22 protein-coding genes are annotated in these 25,882 nt (G+C 67.1%); 10 read left to right on the top strand and 12 right to left on the bottom strand.

What is annotated here, in order from left to right; all coding sequences use genetic code 11:
* Positions 1–27: 27 nt before the first annotated feature.
* Together ACPXB3_RS17845 and ACPXB3_RS17850 are read left to right on the top strand one after the other, a co-directional pair.
* Positions 28–1,350 carry a citrate synthase gene (locus ACPXB3_RS17845; RefSeq protein WP_425706597.1) on the top strand — a complete coding sequence of 441 codons (1,323 nt, stop codon included), beginning with the start codon at positions 28–30 and terminating at the stop codon, positions 1,348–1,350.
* Positions 1,351–1,439: 89 nt separating this feature from the next.
* Positions 1,440–1,808: an FKBP-type peptidyl-prolyl cis-trans isomerase gene (locus ACPXB3_RS17850; protein ID WP_425706598.1), complete on the top strand. Its 369-nt coding sequence runs from the start codon at positions 1,440–1,442 to the stop codon at positions 1,806–1,808.
* An 85-nt stretch (positions 1,809–1,893) separates the two neighbouring features.
* Here the strand turns inward: ACPXB3_RS17850 and ACPXB3_RS17855 are convergent, their stop codons facing one another.
* Entirely contained in the window at positions 1,894–2,934 is a 1,041-nt protein-coding gene (locus tag ACPXB3_RS17855; RefSeq protein WP_425706599.1) for an Lrp/AsnC family transcriptional regulator, read from the bottom strand.
* A gap of 127 nt (positions 2,935–3,061) precedes the next feature.
* On the opposite strand from ACPXB3_RS17855, the gene ACPXB3_RS17860 reads away from it, so the two are divergent.
* Positions 3,062–4,522 carry an MFS transporter gene (locus tag ACPXB3_RS17860; protein WP_425728844.1) on the top strand — a complete coding sequence of 487 codons (1,461 nt, stop codon included), beginning with the start codon at positions 3,062–3,064 and terminating at the stop codon, positions 4,520–4,522.
* A 9-nt stretch (positions 4,523–4,531) separates the two neighbouring features.
* Here the strand turns inward: ACPXB3_RS17860 and ACPXB3_RS17865 are convergent, their stop codons facing one another.
* The 5 genes from ACPXB3_RS17865 to ACPXB3_RS17885 form a co-directional block, all read right to left on the bottom strand.
* Complete coding sequence (locus ACPXB3_RS17865; protein ID WP_425728846.1) at positions 4,532–5,752, bottom strand: ABC transporter permease; 1,221 nt, start codon at positions 5,750–5,752, stop codon at positions 4,532–4,534.
* Positions 5,749–6,660 (bottom strand): ABC transporter ATP-binding protein, encoded by a 912-nt coding sequence (locus tag ACPXB3_RS17870; RefSeq protein WP_425728848.1) that lies wholly within the window; start codon positions 6,658–6,660, stop codon positions 5,749–5,751. Before ACPXB3_RS17870 ends, ACPXB3_RS17865 begins: the two co-directional genes overlap by 4 nt.
* Positions 6,657–7,301 carry a hypothetical protein gene (locus ACPXB3_RS17875; protein ID WP_425706602.1) on the bottom strand — a complete coding sequence of 215 codons (645 nt, stop codon included), beginning with the start codon at positions 7,299–7,301 and terminating at the stop codon, positions 6,657–6,659. The genes ACPXB3_RS17870 and ACPXB3_RS17875 overlap by 4 nt, the downstream gene beginning before the upstream one ends.
* Before the next feature lie 52 nt (positions 7,302–7,353).
* On the bottom strand, positions 7,354–7,650 hold the full coding sequence (locus ACPXB3_RS17880) for a helix-turn-helix transcriptional regulator (protein ID WP_425706603.1): 297 nt from the start codon (positions 7,648–7,650) through the stop codon (positions 7,354–7,356).
* 80 nt (positions 7,651–7,730) lie between these two features.
* Positions 7,731–8,879, bottom strand: coding sequence for an NAD(P)-binding domain-containing protein (locus tag ACPXB3_RS17885; protein WP_425728868.1), 1,149 nt, complete (start codon positions 8,877–8,879; stop codon positions 7,731–7,733).
* A gap of 126 nt (positions 8,880–9,005) precedes the next feature.
* Between ACPXB3_RS17885 and ACPXB3_RS17890 the strand changes: the two genes are divergently transcribed.
* Both ACPXB3_RS17890 and ACPXB3_RS17895 read left to right on the top strand, forming a co-directional pair.
* The gene (locus tag ACPXB3_RS17890) at positions 9,006–9,737 is read left to right on the top strand and encodes an enoyl-CoA hydratase (protein WP_425706604.1); all 732 of its coding nucleotides are present in this window, start codon (positions 9,006–9,008) and stop codon (positions 9,735–9,737) included.
* Between the two features lie 129 nt (positions 9,738–9,866).
* Positions 9,867–11,705 (top strand): purine-cytosine permease family protein, encoded by a 1,839-nt coding sequence (locus ACPXB3_RS17895; RefSeq protein ID WP_425706605.1) that lies wholly within the window; start codon positions 9,867–9,869, stop codon positions 11,703–11,705.
* Here the strand turns inward: ACPXB3_RS17895 and ACPXB3_RS17900 are convergent.
* From ACPXB3_RS17900 to ACPXB3_RS17915, 4 genes are all read right to left on the bottom strand, one after another.
* Positions 11,673–12,773, bottom strand: coding sequence for an XdhC family protein (locus ACPXB3_RS17900; protein ID WP_425706606.1), 1,101 nt, complete (start codon positions 12,771–12,773; stop codon positions 11,673–11,675). The genes ACPXB3_RS17895 and ACPXB3_RS17900 overlap by 33 nt on opposite strands.
* Positions 12,774–12,953: 180 nt before the next feature.
* Positions 12,954–14,285: a D-arabinono-1,4-lactone oxidase gene (locus ACPXB3_RS17905; RefSeq protein WP_425728850.1), complete on the bottom strand. Its 1,332-nt coding sequence runs from the start codon at positions 14,283–14,285 to the stop codon at positions 12,954–12,956.
* A complete protein-coding gene (locus ACPXB3_RS17910) occupies positions 14,282–15,544 on the bottom strand; it encodes an alanine racemase (RefSeq protein WP_425728852.1) in 1,263 nt (420 codons plus the stop codon). The genes ACPXB3_RS17905 and ACPXB3_RS17910 overlap by 4 nt, the downstream gene beginning before the upstream one ends.
* Complete coding sequence (locus tag ACPXB3_RS17915) at positions 15,541–16,179, bottom strand: TetR/AcrR family transcriptional regulator (RefSeq protein WP_425706609.1); 639 nt, start codon at positions 16,177–16,179, stop codon at positions 15,541–15,543. Before ACPXB3_RS17915 ends, ACPXB3_RS17910 begins: the two co-directional genes overlap by 4 nt.
* Before the next feature lie 233 nt (positions 16,180–16,412).
* On the opposite strand from ACPXB3_RS17915, the gene ACPXB3_RS17920 reads away from it, so the two are divergent.
* The 3 genes from ACPXB3_RS17920 to ACPXB3_RS17930 are packed head-to-tail and all read left to right on the top strand — an operon-like array spanning position 16,413 to position 20,436.
* Complete coding sequence (locus ACPXB3_RS17920; RefSeq protein ID WP_425728854.1) at positions 16,413–17,594, top strand: MBL fold metallo-hydrolase; 1,182 nt, start codon at positions 16,413–16,415, stop codon at positions 17,592–17,594.
* Positions 17,591–20,128, top strand: a complete 2,538-nt coding sequence (locus ACPXB3_RS17925; protein WP_425706611.1) for an HAD-IC family P-type ATPase — start codon at positions 17,591–17,593, stop codon at positions 20,126–20,128. The genes ACPXB3_RS17920 and ACPXB3_RS17925 overlap by 4 nt, the downstream gene beginning before the upstream one ends.
* Before the next feature lie 44 nt (positions 20,129–20,172).
* Entirely contained in the window at positions 20,173–20,436 is a 264-nt protein-coding gene (locus ACPXB3_RS17930; protein WP_425728856.1) for an antitoxin, read from the top strand.
* Between the two features lie 15 nt (positions 20,437–20,451).
* On the opposite strand, the gene ACPXB3_RS17935 is transcribed toward ACPXB3_RS17930, so the two are convergent.
* Entirely contained in the window at positions 20,452–21,054 is a 603-nt protein-coding gene (locus ACPXB3_RS17935) for a DNA-3-methyladenine glycosylase (protein WP_425706613.1), read from the bottom strand.
* A gap of 21 nt (positions 21,055–21,075) precedes the next feature.
* Between ACPXB3_RS17935 and ACPXB3_RS17940 the strand changes: the two genes are divergently transcribed.
* Positions 21,076–21,513 carry a type II toxin-antitoxin system Rv0910 family toxin gene (locus ACPXB3_RS17940; protein ID WP_425706614.1) on the top strand — a complete coding sequence of 146 codons (438 nt, stop codon included), beginning with the start codon at positions 21,076–21,078 and terminating at the stop codon, positions 21,511–21,513.
* A gap of 92 nt (positions 21,514–21,605) precedes the next feature.
* On the top strand, positions 21,606–23,534 hold the full coding sequence (locus ACPXB3_RS17945; RefSeq protein WP_425728858.1) for a substrate-binding domain-containing protein: 1,929 nt from the start codon (positions 21,606–21,608) through the stop codon (positions 23,532–23,534).
* A 136-nt stretch (positions 23,535–23,670) separates the two neighbouring features.
* Here the strand turns inward: ACPXB3_RS17945 and ACPXB3_RS17950 are convergent, their stop codons facing one another.
* Positions 23,671–25,842 carry a glutamine synthetase III gene (locus ACPXB3_RS17950; protein WP_425706616.1) on the bottom strand — a complete coding sequence of 724 codons (2,172 nt, stop codon included), beginning with the start codon at positions 25,840–25,842 and terminating at the stop codon, positions 23,671–23,673.
* Positions 25,843–25,882: the final 40 nt, after the last annotated feature.

The raw sequence follows: 25,882 nt of genomic DNA on the forward strand, positions 1-25,882 counted from the left end.
CTCGCACCTGAGTAAAGGGGTCCACGAGTGTCCGCGCAGACAGTCCCGACCGACGGCACAACCGATCCGGCTTCGGCAACATTCACATATCCCGGTGGGCAACTCGAGCTCCCGATCCTGAAGGCCACCGAAGGCAGTGATTCGGTCGAGCTGGGTAAGTTCCTGTCCGATACCGGCCTGACGACCTTCGACAGCGGGTTCGTCAATACCGCGGCCACCAAGTCGGCGATCACCTACATCGACGGGGACGCGGGCATCCTGCGTTACCGGGGGATTCCGATCGACCAGCTCGCGGGCAAGTCGAGCTTCCTGGAAGTCAGCTACCTGCTGATCTACGGCGAGTTGCCGACCGCCACCGAACTCGAGGAATTCACCACCAAGATCCAGCGGCATACGCTGCTCCACGAGGATCTCAAGCGTTTCTTCGACGGCTTCCCGCGCAACGCGCATCCGATGCCGGTGCTCTCCAGCGCGGTCAACGCATTGTCTGCGTACTACCAGGACTCGCTGGATCCCAAAGACCCCGAGCAGGTGGAACTGTCGACGATCCGTTTGCTGGCCAAGCTGCCGACGATCGCGGCCTACGCCTACAAGAAGTCGGCCGGCCAGCCGTTCCTCTACCCGGACAACTCGATGAGCCTGGTCGAGAACTTCCTGCGGATGACCTTCGGCTTGCCCGCCGAGCCCTACGAGGTCAACCCCGAGGTGGCCAAGGCGCTCGACATGCTGTTCATCCTGCACGCCGATCACGAGCAGAACTGCTCCACGTCGACGGTGCGCCTCGTCGGATCGAGCCAGGCCAACCTGTTCACGTCCATCTCCGGCGGCATCAACGCGCTCTGGGGTCCGCTGCACGGTGGCGCGAACCAGGCGGTGCTCGAGATGCTCGAGGAGATCAAGAACTCCGGCGGCGACACCAAGGCGTTCATGACGAAGGTCAAGAACAAGGAAGCCGGCGTGAAGCTCATGGGCTTCGGGCACCGCGTGTACAAGAATTACGATCCGCGTGCGGCGATCGTGAAGAAGACCGCCGATCAGATCCTGGCCTCGCTCGGTGTGCAGGACGATCTGCTCGACATCGCCAAGGGCCTCGAAGAGGTCGCGCTGTCCGACGACTACTTCATCGAGCGCAAGCTCTACCCGAACGTCGACTTCTACACCGGCGTCATCTACCGGGCGATGGGCTTCCCGACCCGCATGTTCACCGTGCTGTTCGCGCTCGGCCGACTGCCCGGCTGGATCGCACACTGGCGTGAGATGAGCTCGGATCCCTCCGGCAAGATCGGGCGTCCGCGCCAGCTCTACACCGGCTATACCGAACGTGACTACGTGACACTCGGGGATCGCTGAACGAGGCGACCGAGACATTCGGTACCGACGGCCCCGCACGGGCACCCGATACCGATGACCCTGCACCGACGACTCAAAGGAGAGTCCCGATGACCAGTGCCGAAAAGCCAGAAGTCGAATTCCCCACGGGCCCGGAGCCCACCGAACTCGAGGTCGTCGATCTCATCGAAGGTGACGGCTCGCAGGCGCAACGGGGCGACGTCGTCGACGTGCACTATGTCGGTGTCGATTTCGAATCCGGCGAGGAATTCGACTCGTCGTGGGACCGCGGTCAGTCGGCCCGGTTCCCGCTCGAGCGGCTCATCCCGGGATGGCAGGAAGGAATTCCGGGCATGAAGGTCGGCGGCCGTCGTCGCCTGACCGTCCCACCGAACCTCGCCTACGGGCCGGCCGGTACGGGACACCGCCTTTCGGGCCGCACCCTCGTGTTCGTCATCGATCTGCTGGGCGTCGGCTAGACCCCACTTCCCGCTCACTCATTTGCGTCCCGCTCGACGAGATCGTCGAGCGGGACGCAAATCGTTGAGCGGGAAGCCGCACCACCTAGCGCCGGACTCGCCCCGACGCCGACGGTGGTGCCAGCCGGTCGCCGCGGACGATGGTCCCGGCATTCTTGACCTGTTGCCGTAGCGGCATGATCTCATATCCGGTGATTCCGTCGAGCTCGGCGAGGCTTTGGGTCACAAAGGAATACATGTCGTCGGTGTCGGAGTTCATGATCCGCGCGAAGATGTTGGATCGCCCCGTGATGGCCGCCGCGAACGGGATGCGTGGATGAATGCCCAGGGCTTCTCCGACGGTCCGCAGATGGCGCGGGGTCACCGTCAGCCAGAGTGAGGCGCTGCGCAGACCGATGGCGTCGGTCGCCAGATCGACGTGGAAGTACGCGGCCCCCGATGCGACGAGGTGCTCGACGCGACGGGTCACCTTTCCGGGTGTGCCACCGGTGGCGCGGGCCAGCGTGGAATAGGACAACCGACCGTCTTTTCCCAAGGCGTCCAACAAGATCTGATCCACTACGTCGGTCTTGACGGGTTCGCCGACGGGCGCGGGCTGACAAGAGGTGGCCTCCAGGGCCGCGGTCTGCTCGGCGGTGAGCACGTCGCTCCACATCTCTTGATGCGGATTCGATCCACCGACGAACGTGTGCAGGATCTCCGCCGGTGAGACGTCGAGGATGGGTGCGGCCTTGGGCAGGGCGGCGACGAGGAGTTCGTGGGCATCGGCGTCGGCGGGAACGCGCAGATTGAAGGCCACCTCCCACCCGGCCCCATAGATCGACACCCAGGAGACGTGATCGTCGGCGGCCACCGATCGCGCGATGGCGTCGGTGCCTTCCGGGCGGCACCGGACCCGGACGAACCAGGCGGAGTTCCCTCCGCGATGCGGGTCGGCCGCCATCGTCACGCGCAGGTAGCCTTCGCGGCGCATGCGGCGGTAGCGCCGGGCCACGGTCTGTTCGGCGACACCGAGTACCTCTCCGAGCTCACGGAAGGACACTCGCGGCGAGACCTGCAACGCGCGCACGATTTGTGCATCCAGCTCGTCGAGTGTGGAGGAATTCAATGCTGCTGGACTGCTCATCGTCACGATTCTACGCCCTGGGCGGTCGCGGGAGACTCGACGCAGAAACGGGCTCACACTTGACGCATCCCACCGGCGGGCAACGGCCTCGATCTCCGGTGATGGCATCGAAAGGTACGAAAAAGTCATGGCACGTAAATGGTGGACGTTGGTCGTCGTGTGTGCGGCGACCTTCATGCTGCTCCTCGACGTCACGATCGTGGTCGTCGCACTCCCCGACATCCAGCATGCTCTGGGCGCGAGTTTCAGTCAGCTGCAATGGGTTACCGACGCCTACGCCCTCGCGCTCGCGGCGTTGCTGCTGACGTCGGGATCGATTTCGGACAAATTCGGGAGGCGCCGGGTCTTCTCGATCGGGCTCGTCGTGTTCACGCTCGGCTCGCTGTTGTGCGGCGTGGCGCAGGACCCGACGATGCTGATCGTCTCGCGGGCGTTGCAAGGTGTCGGCGGCGCGATGCTGTTCTCGACGTCGCTCGCGCTCCTTGCCGCGACCTACCACGGACGTGACCGCGGAATCGCGTTCGGCGCCTGGGGCGCGATCTCCGGTATCTCGACGGCCCTGGGGCCGGTGCTCGGCGGTGTGCTCACCACCGGCGTCACCTGGCGCGCGATCTTCCTGGTGAACCTGCCCATCGGGATCGCGGCACTGCTGCTCACGCTGCGCATGGTCGACGAATCGCGCTCGCCGCACGCGCGCCGCATCGACTGGCCGGGCGTGCTCACCTTCACCGCGGGGCTCGTCGCCCTCGTCTACGGCCTCACCGAGGCGGGGCAGCGATCCTGGACCGACTCGCTGGTGGTGGGCTGCTTCATCGCCGCCGCCGTGTTGCTGGCGCTGTTCGTCGTGGTCGAATTGCGTGTGGCGCAACCGATGTTCGATCTCTCGCTGTTGCGGACCCCGACGTTCACCGGCGGGTTGCTGGCGGCGTTCGCCATGAACGGCTCGCTGTTCGCCATGCTGCTCTATGTCGTTGTGTATCTGCAGAACTCGCTGGGCTACTCGGCGATGCAGACCGGTCTGCGGCTGCTGGTGATGTCCGGCTGCACGATGGTGGTGGCGACCGTGGCCGGCCGCGCCTCCGAACGCGTGCCGGTGCGCTGGCTCATCGGCCCCGGGCTGATGCTGGTCGGCGTGGGACTGCTCGTGATGGGCGGACTCGACGCCGGCTCGTCGTGGACGCATCTGATCCCCGGCATGATCGTCGCCGGTATCGGCAGCGGACTGGTCAACCCGCCACTGGCCGCGACGGCGGTCGGTGTGGTGGATGTGCACCGGTCGGGGATGGCGTCGGGTATCAACACGACATTCCGCCAGATCGGCATCGCGGTCGGCATCGCCGTCTACGGTTCGTTGTTCAGCTCGCAGATGTCGTCGTCGATGCATGAGCACCCGGCCGGCGGTCAGCATGCCGCCTACGCCGACGCCCTCAACCTGCTGTTCGTGGTCAGTGGCGCCGTCGCGATCGTCGGCGGTATCGGTGCGCTGGCGCTGATCCGTAGCCGGGACTTCGTCGCGCACGCGCCCGCGCCGGCGAATGAAACCGGCAGTGACGCTGCACAAGTCGGCTCCGTGGCGACCGCATCCTGATGCGTCGGCTCACCGTGCCATCGACAGCGCCTCCGACCACTTCACCCGGCTACCGGTGCGCAGGATCGAACGCTGGTAGATCCGGGCGGCAATCCAGGTGGCGATCGCGCACGCCGCCAGCATGAGTACCAGGGAGACGACGATCTGCACGAAATCGGTGTCACCGGTGGCGATCCGGATCGGCATGAGCACCGCGGAGAACGGCGGAATCCACGTCAGGACTTTGATGAAGGTCGAGTCGAGGGCCTGGACGCCGAAGATGCCCGCGTACATCACGGCCATCGACAGCACGGTCAGCGGCATGATCGTCGAGCCGAGTTCTTCCTGCCGGGACACCAGCGCGCCGGCGGCGGCGTACAGCGTCGCGAAGAAGACGAAGCCGAGCAGGAACCACACCAGTGTCGCGGCGAACATCCCGACCGCGGTGCCCGCGATCGTCAGCATGCCGGTGGCGGCACCGGCTATCAGGGCGGTGGCACCCAGCACAATCACCTGCCCGAGTGCGACCACACCGATGCCTACGATCTTGCCCCACATGAGGTGCAGCGGTGTGACGGTCGCGAGGAGCAACTCGACGATGCGCGACGTCTTCTCCTCGACGACGCCGACGGCGATCATGTTGCCGCCCAGCATGATCGCCATGATCAGCAGCATCGAGCCGACCAGTGCGATGACGATGCGCTGACCCTTGTCGGCGCTGGTCGGCTGAGTCTGCACGGTGGTGATCGCGGGTGCGGGCAGACTTGCCGCGTCGACGCCGCGCTGAGCGAGTACGGCCGCCAGATTCGTCTGCTGGATCGAGGTGGGAAGCACACTCGACAACGACTCCGAGAGGCCGTCCTTGCTGATCAGGGTGTAGGAACCGGTGGGGGTGACGACCACCGCGGCGTCGAGATCGCCGGAGTCGACCCGGGTGCGGGCCTGTTCGGCGGTGTCGACCGACACCACGTCGACCGGTGTCCCAGCGGCCTTTCCGGCCGCTTCGATGCCCGTCGACAGCGAGGTCTGCGGACCGGTCAGGCCCACCCGTTCGGTGTCGGTACCGCCACCGCTGAAGGCTTTCCACACGATCAGGCCGATGACGATCACAGCCATCAGCGCGACGGTGCTGATGAGGAACGACTTGGTGCGGGTGCGGGTGTTGATCTCGCGCTGGGCGATCAGCCGTATCGAGGTCATGGCGCCGGCGCCGGCGCCGGTGTCGGTGGAACTGGGGCTGGGGGAGTTCATGCCGAAACCACCTCTCGGAACATGTCGGTCAGGGACGGGGTGGACGTGGCGAAGCGGTGGACCGGACCGTGGCGCAGCGCGGCGGCGAGAACCTGCTGGTCGTCGACGGCCGCCGGATCGACGCGCAACCGCGTCGTCTGGCCGTAGTGGGTCTCGAGGACACCGGGAATGCCGTCGGCCCAGGCGATCTCGGACCCGGGGCCGGTGACCTCCAGCGTCACCCCACCACGGCGACGCAGGTCGTCGACGCTGCCGAGTGCACGCATACGTCCTTTGGCTACGATGCCGACCCGGTCGCACAGCCGCTGGACGAGGTCGAGCTGGTGGGAGGAGAACACGACGGGAGTGCCCTCGCCCGCCTTTTCTTTGAGGACGTCGCTCATGACGTCGACGGCCACCGGGTCGAGGCCGGAGAACGGCTCGTCGAGAACCAGTACCGCCGGATCGGCGACCAGTGCCGCCGCCAACTGCACGCGTTGCTGGTTGCCCAGCGACAGCTCGCCGATGTTGTCACCGAACCGTTCTGCGACGCCGAGTCGTTCGGTCCAGCGGCGCGCCGACTCGTCGGCATCGGCCGCGCTCATCCCATGCAGGCGGGCCAGGAAGCGCAGCTGGTCACCGACTTTCATCTTCGGGTACAGCCCGCGTTCCTCGGGCATGTATCCGATGCGCCGGCGCGTGGGCAGATCGATGGGCCGATCACCCAGCAGGACCCGGCCCGCGTCGGCGGCGAGCACGCCGAGGATGATCCGCATGGTGGTGGACTTGCCCGCGCCATTGCTGCCGACGAATCCGAAGATCTCACCGGGTTCGACCTGGAAGGTCATGTCATGCAACGCGATCACGTCGCCATAACGTTTGTGCAGGCCGTCGATGATCAATGCTCCGGTCACCGGTGTTCGGCTCATCGGCGCTCTCCTCTCGGGTCGGTGTGGGTCGGGGTGATCGGGGGAGTCGGCGTGGTGGGGTCGTGGCCGAACTCGTCGGCGAAGTCCTCGGGATCGGGGTCGGCCATCCACCACGCGGTGAGCATGGACGGCAGCACCGCGGCGGCGAGCATCAGCGAGATCGTCAGCATCCCCAGCCCATAGATCACCTGGCCGGGAACATGGTCGGGGATCGAGAGCACGATAAGTGCGATGTAGGGCACGAACATCAGCGTGAACAACACGATGAAGGCCAATGACCGCGCCGAATTGCGCTGTGCCAGTTGGATCTCGTCGAGTGCGGTGACCGGCGCGTCGCCGATCGAACCGGTGATGATCCGCAGGGTCCGCTGACAGACGAGCGAGCCGGCCACGCCCACGAGGAAGGGCAGCAAGAACCATGTCGGACTGACAAACGACACCACCGCCCCGGCGAGCAGGATGAGTATGCAGACTGCCTGTGCGACAACAACAGTGCGGTAGCCGCGTCGATTGCGCCAGCGGGTCAGCTGGTGCGCGGTGCGCTGCGCGAACCGGCGGTGCCGATCCCCGCGCCACTGGTCGTACCGACGCCACAGTTCGGGTTTCGCGTCCTCGGGGATCGCCGAATTCGGGTCGTACATCGTGCACCTCCTTCTCGGTGGTTGCTCGCTGAGGCGAGCCGGCGCCGGGCGCTCACTCGGGCCGGCGGCCGGTGCCCTCGCCGTCGGTTCGGCGTGCGTAGAGCTCGGCCGACATCGCCCCGAACTCGGTGCGACTGAACACGGCCTCCACCGGGAGGCCGAAGACATCGCAGATGCGCATCGCGAGGTCGAGGCTCGGATAGTGATCGCCCCGTTCGAGCGCACCCACCGTCTGCACATTGATGTCGACCAGTTCGGCCAGGGCGGCCCGCGTCATCCGCCGTTCGGCGCGCAGGACGCCGATGCGGTTGTAGATCGGGAGCTTGTCACCCCGCCGGACCGGACTCACACAACTAAGTGTTGGGAAAACCCAACAGAATGTCAAGAGAGTTCACCAAACGGTTGCCGAGGAATCGAGCTCTCCAGGGATCAGTGCGTGCCGAGGATCTCGGCCACGTTCCGCGCGGCCTCGCGCCCGGCCCGGTTGGCGCCGATCGTCGACGCCGAGGGCCCGTAGCCGAGGAGCTGCACGCGTGGGTCGGCGGCCACCGTCGTCGCCAACCGCCCGGTCATCGTGATGCCCCCGCCCGGTGCACGCAGATGCAGCGGCGCGAGATGGTCGAGCGCACTGCGGAATCCGGTGTTCCAGAAGATGACGTCGACGTCGAGCTCGGTGCCCGCCGGGGTGTCGGGACCGCCACGGTCCCAGCACACGCCGGTCTCGGTGATGCGGGTGAACATCGGCCGCCAGGCCAGGATGCCGTCGCGCTGGGCGGCGGCGATCGCCGGGGTACGCGAGAGGCCGGTCACCGAGACGACCGACGTCGGCGGCAACCCCGCGCGGACCCGCTCCTCGACGCGCGCGACCGCCGCACGGCCCTCGGCCGGGTTGAACGGACCGGGCCGGAAATACGGTTCGGTCCGCGAACACCAGAAGGTGGTGACGCCCGGCGCCTCGCGCGCGATCTCGATGAGCAGGCCGATCGCCGAGATCCCGGCGCCGACGACGAGTACCCGCTTGCCTGCGAACTCGCCGGGGCCGGTGTAGTCGTGCGTGTGCAACTGCCGGCCACCGAAGTCGGCGATACCCGGGATGTGCGGGATGAACGGCCGGTCCCAGGTGCCCGTTGCGTTGATCAGCGCCCGCGCGGTCACCGCCGAGGCGCGCGGGGAGCAGGGGCCTGCCGTCGGCGCCGCGATGTGCGCCCGGAACCCGTCGCCGTCGTGGTGTACGGAGTTCACGCGCACCGGCCGACGCACCGTCAGCCCGAATTTGTCCTCGTAGCGGCCGAAGTAGTCCGGTACCGCGGTGGCCGCGGGGAACTGGTCGCAGTCGACCCCGAGCGCCTCGACGAGGCCGTATCCGGGCAGATCATGCACATGGTTCGCGCCGGCGAGGGTCAGGGTCGGCCACCGGTATTGCCAGGCGCCGCCGGGATGTGGTGAGCGGTCGAGGACCTGATATCGGCCGCCGAGTCCGAAACGATCGAGGAAGTATGCCGCCGAGAGTCCCGCCTGGCCGCCGCCGATGACGAGGACGTCGGAGTCCGGCCGTACGTTCTCATCGCCCGCTTCGATCGCATCGCCGCCGTCGTCACCACTGTCGGTCCGCACCACGTCAGCCTGTCACGTGGGCGCGGCACGGTGCGTCGGGGTATCCGGGGTCGGACGGCCGCCAGATCATGGCCGGTAGGCTTCCAAGTCATGATTGCGACGAGTGCAGATGGTGCGGTGACGACAATCGAGTTGGATCGTCCCGACAAACGCAATGCCCTCAACGGTGAGGTGATCGAGGCGCTCGGGGCGGCGTTCACCGATGCCGTCGAGTCCGGTGCGCGGGCGATCGTGCTGACCGGTCGTGGCACCGCGTTCTCGGCGGGTGCAGACCTCTCGGGCCCGGTCTACGATCGGGACTTCCTCGATCGGCTCGTCGTCACCTTGGCGCAGATCGAGTCGATCTCGGTGCCGGTGATCGCCGCGGTCAACGGCGCGGCCTTCGGTGCCGGGTTGCAACTGGCCATGGCCGCCGATCTGCGCGTCATGTCCCCCGATGCCCTCGCGGGCATTCCGGCGGCGAAGATCGGTGTGGCGGTGGATGAATGGACGATACGGCGACTCGTGTCACTGGTCGGCGGCGGCCCGGCGCGGGGCATGTTCATCGGCTGCGACAACCTCACGGCCGAGCGCGCCCACGAACTCGGATTCGCCAACCGCGTCGGCGATCTCGCCGACGCGCAGGAGTGGGCCGCGACCATCGCCGAGTTCGCGCCACTCACCCTGGCGCACTACAAAGCCGTCCTCAACGGCGACGGTGCGCGCGATCCGGCGCCCACCGAGCATCGGGCGGCGATGCTGCGTGCCTGGCAGAGCGCGGACCTCGCCGAAGGGCGCGCGGCGCGCGCGGAGAAACGCCGGCCGCGGTTCACCGGAAAGTAGTTGTCGCGCACCCGGGTTCGATATGCCCGATTCGCCGTGCGCGTAACATTCCCGAAACATGCCGAGGTATATGCCAGAAACGTCCACCTCCTAGCGTGATCGCAATCCATTGTCCAAGGAGGGGATTGCGTGTCGAAACGACATCATGGGGTCGATGACCTCACCGAAGAGGTAGGCGCGATAGAGAACGCCGAACACAGCATCATCGCCACCGGCGCCCAGGCGGCGGCCGCTCGTGAGTCCCTCGAGGACTACACGCTGCGTTTCGCGCCACGCAGCTACCGCAAATGGGGTCCGGGTGTGGTGGCGATCTCGGCGCTCGGCGGTATCGCCTACCTGGCCGACTTCGCGATCGGTGCCAACATCGGCATCGCCAACGGGACCGGAAATGCCTTGTGGGGCATCCTGTTCTTCGCCGTCGTGATCGTGCTGACCGGCTACCCGCTGGCCTACTACGCCGCGCGATACAACATCGACCTCGACCTGATCACCCGCGGCAGCGGTTTCGGATACTACGGCTCGGTGCTGACGAACGTGATCTTCGCGTCGTTCACGTTCATCTTCTTTGCCCTCGAGGGTTCGATCATGGCCCAGGGTCTGCAACTGGGTCTGCACATCCCGCTCTGGATCGGGTACCTGATCTCCTCGGTGCTGATCATCCCGCTGGTCATCTACGGCATGAACACGCTCGCCAAGCTGCAGGTGTGGACCACCCCGCTGTGGCTGATCATGATGGTGCTGCCGTTTCTGTACCTGGTCATCAAGCATCCCGCGGCGATCGGTGACTTCTTTGCGTTCAGCGGTGTCGATTCCCACGGCCATGCGCTCGGCAAGGGCGTCAGCTTCGCCGGCACCATGCTCGCGGCCGGTGTGTGTCTGTCGCTGATCGCGCAGATCGCCGAGCAGATCGATTACCTGCGGTTCATGCCGCCCCGGACCCCGGAGAACAAGCGCAAGTGGTGGATCGCCACGCTGACCGCCGGCCCGGGCTGGGTGCTCTTCGGCGCCATCAAGCAGATCGTCGGCCTGTTCCTCGCGGTCTACCTGATCGGTATCAGCATCGACAACGCCGGCATCGCCAACCAGCCGGTGCACCAGTTCGTGGAGATTTATCAAGACTTCCTGCCGCACTGGCTGGCACTGACCCTGGCAGTGATCCTGGTGGTCATCAGCCAGGTGAAGATCAACGTCACCAACGCCTACTCCGGATCGCTGGCCTGGACCAACGCGTTCACCCGGGTCACCAAGACGTACCCGGGCCGACTGGTGTTCCTGTTCTTCAACGTCTTCATCGCGATCGTGCTGATGGAGGCCGACATGTTCAGCTTCCTCAACAATCTGCTGAACTTCTACGCCAACTGCGGTATCGCCTGGATCGCGGTCGTTGCCTCCGACATCGCCATCAACAAGTATCTGCTGGGTATCTCACCCAAGCAGCCCGAATTCCGGCGCGGCATGCTCTACAGCGTGAACCCGGTCGGGTTCGGGTCCCTGCTCGTGGCGGCCGGGGCGTCGATCCTGGTGTACTTCCACGTGTTCGGCGATGCGATCCAGCCGTACTCGCCGCTGGTGGCGCTCGTGCTCGCGGTGGCCATGCCCCCGATCCTGGCGTTGGCCACCAAGGGTAAGTACTACCTGCGCCGCACCGATGACGGCATCGATATCCCGATGTACGACGAACACGGCAACCCGACCGATGTGCGGCTGCTGTGCTGCGTCACCGGCATCGAGTTCGAGCGGCCGGACATGATCGCCTCGGCGGTACCCGGACCGAACGGTGAGAAGCAATACATCTCCTCGCTGGCGCTGTCCTGCGACCGGTCGGGTGAGCATGTCCTTCCCGCACAGGATGATTCGGGACCCACCAGCTCCGGCGCCACCTCCGACATCCCGGTCGGCGCCGATGGAGCGGTCGGGGACAAGACGGTCGGGGAATCAGCCGTGGATGGGGCCACCCCCCAGGGTTAGCGACCTTCCCGAGGCGTCGTGCCGGTCGGCGATCAGTTGCGCGGCGATCGACACGGCGACCTCGGCGGGGGTATGGCCCCCCAGATCCAGGCCGAGTGGCGAGCGCAACCGTGCCAGCGCGTCGTCGCTCACGCCCGCATCCGTCAGGCGTGCGTTCCGGTCGGCGACGGTACGGCGGGAACCCAGCGCCCCGACGAAGCCGATTCGGTTGGTGCCCAGGGCGACCCGCAGCGTGGGGACGTCGAACTTGGTGTCGTGGGTCATCACGCACACGCAGGTCGAGCGATCGGTCCGGCCCTGCGCGATCTCGTCGGCGAGGTAGCGGTCGGGCCATTCGACGATCACCTCGTCGGCGCCGGGCAGCCGTGCCGGGGTGGCGAAGACCGGACGGGCGTCGACGACGCTCACCCGATAGCCCAGCGTCGACCCGAGGGTGGCGAGTGCCCGTACGAAGTCGTTGGCGCCCACCAGGATCAGCCGCGCTCGCGGCGCGAAGGTCTGGACGAACGCACGAGGGCGAGCCTGGCCCGAACCCGGCACATCTGCGGCAGTCGACTCGTCGCAGTCGTCGACGCCGACGATTCCGCTGCGCCCGGTCGCCAGCAGATCGGCGATGTCGGCGTCGAGCCGGTACCAGGGCCGACGGCTCTCTCGGGTGGCCGAATACCAGGCCGGGGCATCCGAGAGGGTGGTGGCCCAGGCGATCGGGGTGCCGTCGTCGATCGCAGCGGCCAGTCGCCGCAGCTCGGGCAGGTGTGTCGCGTCGAGGCGTTCGACGGCGACCTCCATCTCACCGCCACACGTCAGGCCGATCGCGATGCCATCCGGGTCGGCGACGCCGAAATACTCGACGGTCGCGATCCCGTCGGTCAACACCTGCTGCGCGCTCTCGACGATCGCCGATTCGACGCACCCGCCCGAGAGGGAGCCGATCACCTCGCCGTCGGCGGTGATCGCCATCGCCGACCCGACCGACCGCGGCGCCGCGCCGGTCGTCGAGATCACCCGGGCCAGGGCGACGGCACCATGCTCGAGGCGGTGTATCAACGCCGGCAGGACATCACGCATCCCTCCAGTGTCCGACGCGGTGCCCGAAGGCGCCAGTCGAGCGGTGGGGAGAGGACCGGATTCGGCCGATCCAACGATTCAGTGCCGTAGATCGATGTCGCTGGGTGACACCGATCTACGGCACAAGTGAATCTGCGTATCAGCCGCTGGGCTGACCCACGGGGGCCGCGCCGGTGGCGGTCAGGACCCGAGGACCTGCTCGAGGTAGGGATTGGCGAACACCCGGTTCGGGTCGAACTGGTCACGCACCGCGCGGAATTCGTCGAACCGCGGGTACACCGACCGCAAGTACGCGGCGTCGCGGGTGTGTATCTTGCCCCAGTGCGGCCGGCCACCATGGTCGGTCATGATCGCCTCGGCATCGGCGAAATACGCGGCGGCGTCGGTCGGATCGTCGTGGTGATAACGGTGCACCGCGATGTAGCCGCGCGGGCCGCCCGATGCGGTCGAGAGCATCAGATCGTCACCGGCGGCCGCCCGGACCTCGACCGGGAAGCTGATGCGGTAGCGCTTGCGCTCGATCATCTGCCGCAGTTCACGCAGTGCCGACGGGGTGGCTTCCAGTGGAACCGCGTATTCCATCTCGCGGAACCGGACCGTGCGTGACGAGATGAACACGCGGTCGGATCGTTCGGTGTAGGTGCGGGCCGAGAGCACCCGGCCCGAGACCTGACTGATCGTCGGGACGGCTGCGGGCACGCGAGAACCCAACGCGCACAACACTCGATACACGCGGTTGGCGAGGATCTCGTCGTCGACGTAACGGCGTACCCGGCCGGCTCCGGAGGGTGTGGCGAGACCCTCGAGCCGGGTGTTGGTCTTGCCCAGCGCACATCGGGTGTGCGGAAACCAATAGAACTCATGATGGTCTTGTGTCGCAACGCGTTCGGTGAAGCCGTCGATCGCGTCGTCGGCGTCGAGGGGATACTCGTCGGCACGGATGGAGAAGACCGGAACGCACTGGATCGTCAGGTCGACGAGGATGCCGAGTGCGCCGAGGCCCAGCGCCACCGCCGCGAGTCGCGGATCGTCCTCGGCCACCGTGACGATCTCACCGGTACCCGACACCAGGGTGGCGCCGACGATCTGAGTGCTGAGGCCGCCGAAATCCAGTCCGGTGCCATGGGTTCCGGTGGAGGTGGCACCAGAGATCGTCTGCCGGTCCACATCTCCGAGGTTGGCCATCGCCAAACCGTGGGCGCCGAGCAGGTCGGGGATCTCGTAGAGCCGGGTACCCGCACGGAGCGTCACACGCCGCGCGGCCTCGTCGACGCCGATGAGGCCCTGCAACTGCGACATGTCGAGCTGGGTCGCCGGCGCGAGCGCGATCGGGGAGAAACTGTGCCCGGCACCGACCGCCTTCACGGTCGAATTCGCTTGCACCGCACGGCCGACCAGATCGGCGATGTCGTCGGCGCTGCCGGGAGACTCGACGGCGGTCGGCGTACATTGCGCGGTGCCGCCCCAGTTACGCCATGGCCGTGCGGCAGCCGTCCCGTTGGAGACCGTCACAGAAAACACTTCCCCTCTCCGCGGTATGTCGGTACCGCCTCCTCGACCCGCGCGGTGCCGTCGGCATCTCGGGCGATCTTCACCACCTGCGGTGAACGTTCGCACACCTCACCGGATTTGGTGTGCCGGAACCACACCCGGTCACCGATGGACAGCCCTGCGGTGCCGGGGCCGTGCAGCGGTGTCTGTACCTCGCCGGCGGCCTCGGTGCCCACATATCGCAGATCCGCCGGCCACACGGGCCGGGGCAGCCGGTCGGCGGCCGGCGGTCCCGAGGCGATCCAGCCGCCACCCGCGCAGGTGACGTAGCCGGGGGCGGGAATCCGGACGACATCGAGTCCGAACGCGAGTGCCGGTGCCGGCCGAAAATGGTGATAGGTGTCGAAGAGGTGGCCGCCGAAGACGCCGCTGCCCGCGGCGATGTCGGTGACCGAGGAGTCGCGCGCCGTCTGCTCCAGCGAGCCCGTGCCGCCGGCGTTGACGATCTCGAGCGATGCGATCTGGTGCAGCGCGGCGACGATCCGGCCACGGCGGCGGCGGATCTCGGTCATCGACAGACGCTGCATTGCGCCGACTGCGTGATTCTTCATGGCCTTGCCCGGCACGTCGTCACCGACGCCGGCCACTTGCGCCTCATAGGACATGACGCCGACCAGGTCGAAGCCGGGGCGGTCCACGATGTGGCGGGCGAGTGCGAGCGCGCCCTCGCGATCGTGGACGGGCGAGCGGCGCACACCCATGTGTACCCGGCCGCCGAACAGGCGCAGCGAGGCGTCGATGTCGATCGCGACCCGCACACTCGGCCGCGCCTGCGCGCCGGTCACCGCGTCTATCGCGTCGAGATGCTCGGTCGAATCGACGAGCAGAGTGACCCGCGACGTAGCGATCTCGTCGGCCAGAAGATTCGCCAGCGCGGTGGTCCGCACCGTCGGATATCCCATCAGGACGTCGGTGATGCCGGATCGTGTTGCCAGCCAACGGGCTTCGTCGAGGTCGTACGCCAGCACGCCGGCGAACCCGGGGCGTGCGACGAGGTCGGCGATGACAGAACGGACGCGTAGCGACTTCGACGCCAGGCGGATCGGCACGCCCCCCGCGCGGCGCAGCAGATCGGCCACGTTGTGTTCGAGGGCGGCGGAATCGAGAACGAGAGCGGGACTGTCGATGCCGCCGGCGACGACGGCCTCGGTGAATCCGGTCCAGTACCGCTGTGGATCGCGGTCCCATAATCCCGGACCGGCGGCTGCGGTGTCGCTCATGAGGTCCCGCCGGCCGATCCGTCGTCGGCAACGACAAACGACATGACCTGGCGGACAAGGGAATCCATCAGGGTGTCGACAACGTCGTCGTCGGCGGTGCTGAGGTAGATCAGGGTGATCGAGATGAGCGCACCGATCATCGTCGGAGCGATGGAGGTGGCGGGTGCGGTGAACCGCACACCGTATCGGGCCGCTCCTTCGTCGAGGCCGACGGCGGCGACCGCGTAGAGATCCTCGTACATCTTCATGCCGTGCCGCTGCAGTTCGGGATGGTTGTGTGCATATATCCCGAGGGAGATGGTGGCCTGCAGGCGTCCCGGGTCGGCTTTGAGCATCGCGTAGAAGGCCTCGAGCTGGCGGCGCATGTTGGCCTCCATGACCTCCACCGCGGAGCCCGCGAGGGTGTCGTCGGACGCCTGGATCGTGTGCAGCATCTGGGTGATGTCGGTGGGGACGGCTGTCTCCATCACCGCGCACAGCAGAGCCGTACGCGACTCGAAGGCGTAGTGGAAGCTGGCGAGCGGCATGTCGGCGTGGGCGCAGATCCGGCGCGTGGTCGCACCCTCGACGCCGTGGTCGGCGATGACCCGGTAGGCGGCCTCGACGAGCGCCGAGCGCCGATCCGTGACGGACATCCGTGCCAACGAAGAATCACTTCCCGACCGCATGTGAACCGGCACATGCGCGAATTGGTTGCAGACGAGAAGGTTACCAAGCCGTCCGCCGGAATTTCTGCGATACCCGAGCAGCGATACCCGAGCAGCGATACCCGAGCAGCGATACCCGGGCATGGGGGCGCCGACGGTGAATGTGGCACTACCGGCGAGTGCGCGGGTCCCCGTCGGGACGGACCATTACGCTGAGGGACGTGACGATGCCCATCGAATGGACGCCCACCGAAGTGTTCGGGCGGGTCAAGAGCTCGGTCGGGGTGCTCGGTGCGCGTGCCGCCGGCGCGGCCGTCGGATCGCTGGCGTCGGCGGGGCTGCCCGCGGCCCGCGCCATCGGTGCCGATCCCGAGACGATCTGGCGCGAGGTGGCCGGCTCGCCGAACCTGGTCGGCCGCACCTTCGTCAATCCCGAGCCGCCCTCGGCCGGGGTGGCGCCCGACCTGCGGGTTGCGATGGACATGGCCAAACGCCCGGGCCGCCCGACGCATCCGATCCGGGTGGAGCGACCCCGGTTTGCCGATGAGGTCGCAGCCCTCGCGGTGACGTGGCTCGGCCACGCGTCGGCACTCGTCGAGATCGACGGGGTGCGCGTACTCACCGACCCGGTGTTCTCCCAGCGATGTTCCCCGAGCCAGACACTCGGCCCGGCCCGCATGCACCCCGCTCCGGTCGAGGCCGCCGACCTGCCGCCACTCGACGTGGTGCTGATCAGCCACGACCACTACGACCACCTCGACATGGCCACCGTGACCACCATCGCGCGCACCCAGCCGGACGTCGTGTTCGTGACGCCGCTCGGGGTCGGCGCACATCTCCTGGCCTGGGGAGTGCCGGCCGATCGCATCCGCCAAGCCGACCTGTGGGGGAGCGTGGAGGTCACCGGCCGGACCGGTCAGGCACGCTTCACCGTGGGACCGGCCCGGCATTTCTCCGGCCGCATGTTCGACCGTGACCTGACGCAATGGGCGAGTTGGGGAATCGTCGGACCCACTCACCGCGTGTTCTTTTCCGGCGACACCGGGTACAGCGAACGCTTCGAGGACCTGGGTGAGCTGCTCGGCCCCTTCGACCTCACCCTCATCGCGGTGGGCGCCTACGACTCGGTGTGGCCCGACGTCCATGTCGATCCCGAAGAGGCCGTGGCGATCCACCGGATGGTGTCCGGATCGGCGGGCACCGACGCGGTGCTGATCCCGATCCACTGGGGAACCTTCTCGCTGGCCCGCCACTCCTGGGCGGACCCGATCACGCGGCTGCTCCCGAATGCCGGCCGCAACGCCACCACGGTGATGGTTCCGCAGCCCGGCGGCACCATCGACCTGCAACACCGGACCGGGACCGGGCTCACCGACCCGCAGTGGTGGGAAGCGTCGGCATGAGCAAACCCCTTCAGGCCCAGACCCGGCGGCCGGGTCTGACCGCAGACGAGGTTGCCCAGCGCGTCGCCGAGGGTCATGCGAACACGATGCCGAACCGGTCCGGACGCAGCGTCGGCGACATCGTCCGAGCCAACGTCTTCACGCGCATCAATGCCCTTCTCGGGACGCTGTTTCTGATCGTCGCGTTCACCGGATCGTTCATCAACGGGCTGTTCGGCCTGCTCATCGTCGCCAACAGTGGCATCGGCATCATCCAGGAGGTCCGCGCCAAACGCACCCTCGACCGGCTCGCCATCGTCGGGCAGACCCGGCCGCGGGTGCGTCGCGACGGAAAGGTCGACGAGATCCCGCCCGACGAGGTGGTGCTCGACGACATCATCGAGGTCGGTGCCGGTGATCAGATCGTCGTCGACGGTGAGGTCGTCGAGTCGCTGGTCCTCGACGTCGACGAGTCGTTGCTCACCGGCGAGGCCGACCCGATCGACAAGGCCGAGGGCGACAAGATCCTCTCCGGCAGTTTCGTCGTCTCCGGTTCCGGTGCCTACCGGGCCACCAAGGTGGGCGCCGACGCCTACGCCGCCTCGCTGGCCGCCGAGGCGTCGAAGTTCACCCTGGTCTCCTCGGAACTGCGAACCGGTATCGACCAGATCCTCAAGGTCATCACCTGGCTGCTCGTCCCGGCCGGCATCCTGACCATCGTCAATCAGCTGTTCATCAGCGGCAACGGGTTACGCGCGTCGCTGCTGGGCATGGTCGCCGCACTCGTGCCGATGGTTCCCGAGGGACTGGTGCTGATGACCTCGATCGCCTTCGCGGTCGGCGTCGTGCGCCTCGGACGCCGGCAGTGCCTGGTCAACGAGCTGCCGGCGATCGAGGGCCTCGCCCGCGTCAACGTCGTCTGCGCCGACAAGACCGGCACACTCACCGAGAACGGGATGCGCCTGTCGGAGGTGCGCGGCCTCGGGAGCGACAGCGACGGGACCGCCGCGCCGGCCGGTGTCGAGGAGGTGCTGGCCGCGCTCGCCGCCAACGACCGCAGCCCCAACGCCAGCGTGCTCGCGTTGGCCGAGGCCTACCCGAAAGCCCCCGACTGGCACCTGACCGCCCTCGAGCCGTTCACCTCCGCCAAGAAGTGGAGCGGCATGTCGTTCGCCGACGCGTCCGATGCCGAGCAGGGCAACTGGATTCTCGGTGCGCCCGACGTGCTCCTCGACCCGGACTCCGGACCGGCCACCCTGGCCACCGATCTCGGCGAGACGGGGCTGCGGGTGCTGTTGCTCGGACACACCGACGTGCCGGTGGACACCGAACCCGACGACAGTGCGACAGACGCGGCGGCCGGCACGGTGCCGGGCACACTCACCCCGGTGGCCCTGGTCGTCCTCGAACAACGAGTCCGGGACGACGCCCGCGACACCCTCGACTACTTCGCCTCGCAGCACGTCGACGTCAAGGTCATCTCCGGTGACAACGCGCGATCGGTTGGCGCCGTTGCACAATCGCTGGGGCTGGGGTCGCCGGAGACCGCCGTCGACGCGCGCAAGCTGCCCACCGACCTCGACGAACTCGCCGACGCGGTCTCCGACGGCATCGTCTTCGGCCGCGTCCGCCCCGACCAGAAGCGGTCGATGGTTGCGGCGCTGCAATCCCGCGACGACACGGTGGCCATGACCGGCGACGGGGTCAACGACGTCCTCGCACTCAAGGACGCCGACATCGGCGTCGCGATGGGATCGGGTAGCTCGGCTGCCCGCGCGGTGGCCCAGATCGTGTTGCTGGACAACAAGTTCGCCACCCTGCCCTATGTGGTCGGCGAGGGCCGGCGGGTCATCGGGAACATCGAGCGCGTCTCCAATCTGTTCCTCACCAAGACGGTGTACGCGGTGCTGCTCGCCTTGTTCGTCGGGATCGCCGGAATCGCCGGGAAGATCTTCGGATTCACCTCGCTCAGTTACCCGTTCCAGCCGATCCATGTGACCATCTCGGCGTGGTTCACCATCGGGGTCCCGGCCTTCATCCTGTCGCTGGCCCCCAACAACGAGCGGGCCCGCACCGGATTCGTCAAACGTGTTCTCACCCAAGCGGTCCCGAACGGCATCATCGTCGGACTCGCCGCCTTCGTCACCTACGTCATCGTGAATCCCGGCGGTACCGGCGTCAGTCTCGGCGGTGACAGCATCAACCTGGCGCCGCCGCAGACCCAGGCTGCCACCGCCACCCTGATCTGTCTGATCGCGGTCGCGCTCTACGTGCTCGCCGTGGTCGCGCGGCCCTACACGTGGTGGAAAGCGGCGCTGATGGCCGCCTCCGTCGGTGCCTACGTGATCATCTTCGCGTGGCCGTGGACCCAGCACATGTTCAAGCTCGATTCGTCGAACTGGCAGATGAACAGCGTCGCGTTCATCGCGGCCGCATGCGGAATCGCGTGCGTGGAGCTGGTGTCGAGGATTCTGCCGCGCGTGATCGATCGCCGCGCTGCCCGCGAGGCCGATCCGGCGGGCAAACCCTGGCGTGAGGCATGCGAGGCGCCATAGACTCGGGGCCCGTTCTTTCCACAACATCGATCGAGGAGACGGCAATGGATCTGAAGGGATTGGTCGACAAGGCCAAGGCCGCACTGCAGAAGAATCCGAGTCTGATCGACAAGGGCGGAGACGACATCGACAAGGCGACGCACGGCAAGTACGCCGCGCAGGTCGACAAGGCCCAGGATGCGGCCCGCAAGGCCACCGGCGGGGGCGACGCCCAGAATCAGCCCCACGACCAGTCGTTTCAGGATCAGCCGCCCCACGATATTCAGCCACCCCAGAACCAGCCACCCCAACCGCCCCAGAACCCGTAGTACCGGGCGCCGGGATCAGGCCTCGGCCCGCGGATGACGGCGGTGTGCCGACACCGTCGGGTCGCCGGTGATCCAGAACCGCCAAGGCACGTCGGCGTTGCGCCGGACGCCCACGCGTGGGCCGCTGCGCACCGCATCCCGGCCCGACGGGGGTGGCGCGGCCCGCAGGCACACCGGCCGGCCATCGGTGAGGTCGGTTCCCAGGTCGTCCATGGTGATGCCCAGTGCCCGGCAGAGGTTTCCCGGGCCGCGCGCAAGTGCCGCGTCGGCCGCACCCGGCGTGCGTCGCCGGCGCGCGAGCCGCAGCCCGTCGATCACCTCGGCGCCCCGTAGCAACACCGCCGACGCCTGACCGTCCGGCCCGGTCACCACGTTGGCGCAGAAATGGCCGTGGATGCGATACACATACAACCGGTCCGGTGGGCCGTACATGATCGCCGATCGGGGCGTCCGCCGAAAGGCGTGCGACGCCGGGTCGAGGGGGCCGGCATAGGCTTCGACCTCGGTGATCCGCGCGATCACCCCATGACCGACGAGATGCATTCCGAGCAGCGATCGGGCTGCGGCAAGGACCGGGGGATCGCCTTGGTCAGATACTCGTGGTTTGTTCACCGTCATCACAGGTTAGGCTTCGACACCATGGCAAAGACGAGCGACTCCATCGAACTCGAGCTGTCACCCGAGGACACCTGGACCGCGGCGTCGGATCTGTCGCGCTTCGATGAGTGGCTGGTTCTGCATGGCGGGTGGCGCAGCGCGGTCCCGGGCCCGGACGAACTCGGCAAGGGCACCAAGATCACCTCGATCGTGAAGGTCAAGGGCAATCCCGTGCGCATCGACTGGGTCATCGACAAATATGTGACGGGCCGGGAGGTACGTCTCAAGGGGTCGGGCAAGGGCGGGATCAAGGTCAAGTTGGACCTGTCGGTCGGGCCCGGCGGGGCGGGATCGGTGATCACGTTCGCCGTCGACCTCGGTGGACTGCCGATGATCGGGCCGATCGGGATGGCGACCGCAAAGGTCATCCACGGGGATCTGCAGACGTCGCTCGCGACGTTCCAGCAGAAGTTCGGCTGATACGGCCCACCGCGGCCATCACACCGACAGCTATGACCAACCGACAGCGATGAGTACCGACAGGGCACGTCGGCGAGAACGAGGGGGACGACATGGGGCGGCACAACTCTGACTCCGGGAATTCCGGGAACCGGCCGGAACCGAACCGCGGTGACACCGGCCCGCAGCGTGCGGCTTCCGGTGACACCGGTCGTCAGCGTGCATCCAACACCGGCGCATCCAACACCGGCGCATCCAATACCGGTTCGCAACGCGCCGCCACCGGTAACACCGGCCGTCAGCGCGCGGCCACCGGTAACACCGGACCCCAACGCGCGGCCACCGGTGACACCGGCCGTCAGCGCGCGGCCGCGCGCGGTGCCGGCGGCGACGATTTCGGTTTCGAACACCGCAAGGTCCGCTCGGCACGTCGAGGTGCCTGGCTGTGGGGGCTCGGGGCCCTGGTGGTGGTCGCGGCGCTGGTCTCCGGATTCATCCTCTGGCGGGCATTCGGGGGCTCGGGCACCTGCGACGGTGACCGGCAGAGCGTGACCGTCGCGGCCGATCCGACGATCGCCTCGGCGTTGCGTGATGCGGCCGGGTCCGTGTCGGCGGACAGTTGCTACGACTACACGGTCAATTCGGTCGCCGGCGCCGACGTGCCCGGGCAGCTCACCAGCGGCGAGCAGCGCCCCGATCTGTGGGTGCCCGACTCGCAACTGCAGGCGCGCCGGGTGATCACGCAGGTGCGTCAGCAACTCGATCTGACCTCGCCGTCGCTCGCGTCGACCCCGACGATCGTCGTCGGGAAGAATCTCCCGCAATTGACCAGCTGGGAGCAGGTGATGAAGCTGCCCGACCTGCGTGCGGGCAGCCCCGTCGATACCAGCAGTGGTGACGCGCCGATCGTCGGAGCGCTCGCCGAGGTCAATGCGGGCAAGCTCAGCGAGACGCAGCTGCTGCAGGGTATGACCGTCCTCGCGGTACAGCAGAACAACGTGCGCCAGGCAGGCGATAGCGAGGGCACACGGCTGAATCTGGCGAACACCTCCGAGGTACCGGTGGTGACCACCGAACAGCAGTACGTGATGTTCATGCGCACTCATCCGGGATCCCAATTGAAGTTCGCGATCCCCGCCGACGGCACCGTGCTGCTCGACTACCCACTGGTCAACACCGCGGGCTCGTCCCGCCGGGATACCGCCGGTGACGCGGGTAAGGCGCTGGCCGCTGCCATCGCCGGTGACGACGGAAAGCCGTTGGCGCAGGCCGCCTTCCGCAAGCCGGGCGGTCAGCCGGCCGACGTGGATCATCCCTACGGCACCGGTGCGCCGGTGCAGGTGCTCTCGCTGCGCGATCCGGCCCAGGTCGACAAGGCCCTGCGCCAGTGGCAGGTGCTCGGCGTGCCGATCCGCACCCTCGTGGCGCAAGACACGTCCGGCTCGATGCAGACCGCGATCGGTTCGGAGACCCGCGCGCAGCTACTCATCGACGCCTCTCATCAAGGGCTGCAACTCTTTCCGAACAACGCGCAGATCGGGGTCTGGACGTTCAGCACCGACCAAGGACCCAACGGCCAGGACTGGGACCAGATCGCCCCCATCCGTCGCCTCGACGCACCCGCGGCCAACGGCCAGACATACCGCCAGGAAATCGACACCGCGGTACGCAACGGCCTGGCCCCGCAGAAGCTGGGCGGGAACACCGGTCTGTACGACACCACGCTGGCGGCGTTCAAAGAGGTCCAGAACTCTTATGACCCGAACTACTCCAACAGCGTCATCATCATGACCGACGGACAGAACGAGGACCCCGAGAGCATCAGCCTCGACCAACTGCTCGCGCAGCTCAAGAAGCTCGAGGATCCGGCCCGGCCGGTGCTGGTGCTCACGATCGGGATCTCCGAGGACGCCGACACCGACGCGCTGGCCAAGATCGCCGCGGCCACCGGCGGCACCACCTACGTCGCCAAGACCGCCGCCGACATATCGTCGGTGTTCGTCAACGCGATCCAGGCCCGCGTCCAGGCCGCCGGCCGCTGACCGTCACCGACCCGGCTGCACAGCGGATATGGGTCGACTTCGCGAATGTGTGCGCTGTAGGACACACATTCGCGAAGTCGGCCAGCAAACGGGCTGGATTCATCTCGGGTGCATACCGTCGGCGAACCCCGACAGCTCAGAGAATCGTCAGCATCTCGCAGTAGGTGGGCAGCGGCCACAGGTCGTCGGCGACGATCGTCTCGAGTTTGTCCGCGGCGGCACGTACTTCGGTCATCGCCGGGATCAGCGTGGTGAGCGCATATTCCGACTCTGCTTCGACGCTGTCGCCATGGAATCCGCCGATGGACTCTTCGAGCACGTCCATCTTCTTGTTGAGCGATTTGACCGAGGTGGTCATCGTCAGCAGAGCCGGGGTCTCCATGTCGATGCCCGCGGCCTTCAGGCTCGCGGCCGTCGAGGCCAGCTCACCCATGTAGCGGGTCGCTGCCGGCAAGATCATCGTCTTGGCGATCTCGAGGGTCTCCTTGGCCTCCACCAGTAGCGCCAGGGCGTACTGCTCGAGGACGACTTCCTTGCGCGCCTTGAGTTCTCGCTCCGAGAGGATGCCGTACTTGCTCATCAGGGCCTTGATCTCCGGCTTGTCGAACTGGGCCATGGCGTCGACGGTGGTACGCAGATTCAGCAGGCCGCGCGCGGCCGCCTCGGCCTGCCAGGCATCGGAGTAGCCGTCCCCGTTGAACACGACCTGGCCGTGGTCGGTGATGATCTGCTCGAGCAGTTTCTGTACCGCCGAGTCGAATGCGGTGCCCGAGCCGGTCTCCTTCTCGAGGAAGTCGCACACGTGGTCCAGGGATTCGGCCAGCATCGCGTTGATGGCGATCATCGGATCGGCGATCGACTGGTTGGAGCCGGGGGCGCGGAACTCGAATCGGTTGCCGGTGAACGCGAATGGGCTGGTGCGGTTGCGGTCGCCGGCGTCGGCCTTGAGTGGTGGCAGGGTGTCGACGCCGAGCTCGAGGACCCCGGTCGCCTTGCTCTCCTTGGCACCGCCCTTGGCGATCTGGTCGAAGACGTCGGCGAGTTGTTCGCCGAGGAAGATCGAGATGATGGCCGGCGGTGCCTCATTTGCCCCGAGCCGGTGGTCGTTGGAGGCCGACGCGATCGAGGCCCGCAGCAGTCCGCCGAATTTGTGGACGCCGCGGATGATCGCCGCGCAGAACACCAGGAACTGCTCGTTCTCGTGCGGGGTGTCGCCCGGATTCAGCAGGTTGCCCTGGTTGCTGTTGCCCAGCGAGAAGTTGACGTGCTTGCCCGACCCGTTGACGCCGGCGAAGGGCTTCTCGTGCAGGAGACAGACCATCCCGTAGCGTTCGGCCACCCGCTTCATCGTCGTCATCATCAGCTGTTGGTGGTCGTGCGCCAGATTGGACTTCTCGAAGACCGGGGCGAGTTCGAACTGGCCGGGCGCGACCTCATTGTGGCGGGTCTTCGCGGGGATGCCCTGCTTGAACAGCTCGCGGTCGAGTTCGATCATGAAGGCCAGCACCCGGTCGGGGATCGCGCCGAAGTAGTGGTCGTCGAACTCCTGACCCTTGGACGGCTGTGCGCCGAAGAGCGTGCGGTCGGCGGTCATCAGGTCTGGCCGGGCGAAGTAGAAGTGGCGGTCGACCAGGAAGTACTCCTGTTCGGCGCCGGCATAGGAGACGACGGTGTCGACGTCGGTGTGGCCGAACAACGTGAGCAGCCGCATGGCCTGCTTACTCATGGCCTGCTGACTGCGCAGCAGCGGCGTCTTCTTGTCGAGGGCCTCACCGGTCCACGAGATGAAGATCGTGGGGATGCACAGGGTGTTGCCGTTGGGGTTCTCGAGGATGTAGGCCGGGCTGGTGACGTCCCATCCGGTGTAGCCGCGGGCCTCGAAGGTGCCACGCAGGCCGCCGTTGGGAAACGACGATGCGTCGGGCTCGCCCTGCAGCAGCGTCTTGCCCTGGAACTCGGCAAGTGCCCCGTCGGCGCCGTCGGGCTCGAGAAACGAGTCATGTTTCTCGGCGGTGAAGCCGGTGAGCGGATAGAAGACGTGCGCGTAGTGTGAGGCGCCCATCTCGATCGCCCAGTCCTTCATCGCCGAGGCGACGTAGTCGGCGAGCGTCGGATCCAGCGGTGCACCCTTGCCGATGGTGGCCGACACCGCTTTGAACACATGCTTGGGAAGACGCGACTTCATCACCGACAACGTGAAGACGTTGCGGCCGAATGTGTCGGCCAACGGCTCGGGGAAGCCATCGGTTTCCATCTCGTAGGTGGTCACGGCCTCGATGGCCTGACGTCGCGACATGCTGCCACTCATGGGTACTCCTGGGTTCGGTCCCCGACTACCGACGAGTTCC

Origin of the sequence: Gordonia sp. DT219, assembly GCF_049847065.1 — a bacterium.
In the GTDB taxonomy this organism is placed as follows: domain Bacteria; phylum Actinomycetota; class Actinomycetes; order Mycobacteriales; family Mycobacteriaceae; genus Gordonia.